Origin of the sequence: Skermania sp. ID1734 (genome assembly GCF_007489285.1) — a bacterium.
In the GTDB taxonomy this organism is placed as follows: domain Bacteria; phylum Actinomycetota; class Actinomycetes; order Mycobacteriales; family Mycobacteriaceae; genus ID1734.
On sequence record NZ_VLIY01000044.1, the window covers coordinates 1 to 2,197 of the forward strand.

Below are 2,197 nucleotides of genomic sequence, written 5' to 3' on the forward strand. Positions count from 1 at the left end.
CCCACCGAGCGGCTCAACCGAGAGATCCGCCGCCGCACCGACGTCGTGGGCATCTTCCCCAACCGAGATGCCATCGTCCGCCTCATCGGCGCCGTCCTTGCCGAGCAGACCGACGAATGGGCCGAAGGACGCCGATACCTCGGACTCGAAGTCCTGGGCCGCTGCCGACTCACCCTGACCACCGACACCGACACCAGCTCGCAGACGGAGGTGACCACTGATGCACTGATGCAACTACCCGCCTGATCACCAACGAAGGATCACAATTCAGTTACACCACTTCTAGGGGCTTGACCGGATCGAGCGCGCAACTCGCTTCTCCGATTCGGAGAACGATGCACTTGCAAGGCGGATCTGCTCGAGCAGAGGTTGTCCGTCGCCGCGCCAAAGGCGTGAGGATGAAAGATCGGTTCTGGTCACGTCGCCCAAATTAGGAGGACCAGATGTCGCATCGGTGGCGTCCGACCAAACCGTGGATGAACACTCCACGCCAAAACTGTGATGGAAATTTCATCCAGTGCGACGCGTCAACCGCCGCTTCCCGGGTGCTTCTCGCCTCCCCAGCTTTCCTGCACCACACCCCCGAATGTCCGGGATCCAAGGCATGACGGACATCGACATGCGTTGACAATCATTAGGTTTCCGAGACACCGCGGCGGCTTGCTCGTGGTCCGACCACTCCCCCGGAAAACGGAGGCCCGGCTTGTCTCGAAAACTTGCCTCATCATGAATCGTCTCAGCCTGCTCGAGCGGCGGGGTTTCTGAGGCAAACTGTAAAAGTGAGACTCCTTGGCTATACCCGCGTCAGCACCGCGTCTCAGGATGCGCAGCTCCAGCTCGACGCGCTCGTCGACGTCGGCGTACAGAAGCGCGACGTCTTCGCTGACGTGACCTCCGGGAGCCGGACCGCGATCGAGCGCCCGGGCATGAAGCGACTGCTTGAGCATGCAGAGTCCGGCGACACCGTTGTCGTGTGGCGCGTTGATCGTTTGGGGCGATCCCTCATTGACGTCCTCAACACTGTCAACCTGCTGCGGGAGCGAGGCGTCAACGTGCGCTCCATCTCTGACGGCATCGACCCCGCGACGTCAACGGGCCGTCTCATGTTGAACATGCTCGCCACTCTTGCCGAGTACGAGCGTGAGCTCATCGTCGAGCGTGTGAATGCTGGCATCGCCGCGGCCCGCCAGAACGGCACGAAGTTCGGCCGGCCCCTCTCCGATCCTGTCGAGGTTGCAGAGAAGCTCCAAGTCGTCGCCGACGCGCGCAAGCGGGGCAGGACGGCGGAAGAAGCTGCTCGCCTCGTCGGCTGGAGCCGCGCGACGCTCTACCGGCACCAGAAAGCGCACACAGTGCGCGAGTAGGAAGCGATCGAGTGAGCTCGTCGGGAGGCGCCTCTGGGGTGGCGCCGCTCCCCCGGCTGCACCCGCCGAGTGAGACGTCTCGAAACCTATGGGTTGTGCAACAACCCTGGCGGCGGTGAAGGTAGGTGGGAGTCTCGCGCCCGCAGTACGAGACTCCACGCATCTGGCCCGGCTCAAACGGGCTGCCACTCTCGCCGTGCTGCGGGCAGGACGCCCACCGTGAGGATTGAAGGATGTCTTGGGCAGACACCAAGAGCGTATTACTTCCTCGTTGGAGCTCCGGTGGGGCTGGTGGCCCTCAGATGAAGTAAGCGGTCAGGCAGCAAGACGCCTATGTGTCGTGAAGGTGGCCGGCTGTGCAGCGTGCGCGCCTGAGTAGAGAAAAACCCCCGGTGCTGGTCAGCTGAACTGAGGAGCGTTTAATCCGGGGGACTTCTGGGATCTAGCATACCCTCATGACCACTGTTGGACAAGTCGCTACTGGCCAGCACGCGAGCCTGCAACGAGGCATCTCTCACCCCCGATTTCAGACGTTCCGGTCAAGCCCCTAGAAGTGGTGTAACTGAATTGTGATCCTTCGTTGGTGATCAGGCGGGTAGTTGCATCAGTGCATCAGTGGTCACCTCCGTCTGCGAGCTGGTGTCGGTGTCGGTGGTCAGGGTGAGTCGGCAGCGGCCCAGGACTTCGAGTCCGAGGTATCGGCGTCCTTCGGCCCATTCGTCGGTCTGCTCGGCAAGGACGGCGCCGATGAGGCGGACGATGGCATCTCGGTTGGGGAAGATGCCCACGACGTCGGTGCGGCGGCGGATCTCTCGGTTGAGCCGCTCGGTGGG

3 protein-coding genes are annotated in these 2,197 nt (G+C 62.6%); 2 read left to right on the top strand and 1 reads right to left on the bottom strand.

The genetic code is table 11. The features are described 5' to 3' along the window. Together FOS14_RS24435 and FOS14_RS24440 are read left to right on the top strand one after the other, a co-directional pair. On the top strand, positions 1 to 246 hold a 246-nt coding region (locus tag FOS14_RS24435; RefSeq protein WP_185981611.1), incomplete at its 5' end, for a transposase. A gap of 533 nt (positions 247 to 779) precedes the next feature. Beyond that, on the top strand, positions 780 to 1,364 hold the full coding sequence (locus FOS14_RS24440) for a recombinase family protein (protein ID WP_069388523.1): 585 nt from the start codon (positions 780 to 782) through the stop codon (positions 1,362 to 1,364). A gap of 587 nt (positions 1,365 to 1,951) precedes the next feature. On the opposite strand, the gene FOS14_RS24445 is transcribed toward FOS14_RS24440, so the two are convergent. Beyond that, on the bottom strand, positions 1,952 to 2,197 hold a 246-nt coding region (locus FOS14_RS24445; RefSeq protein ID WP_185981611.1), incomplete at its 5' end, for a transposase.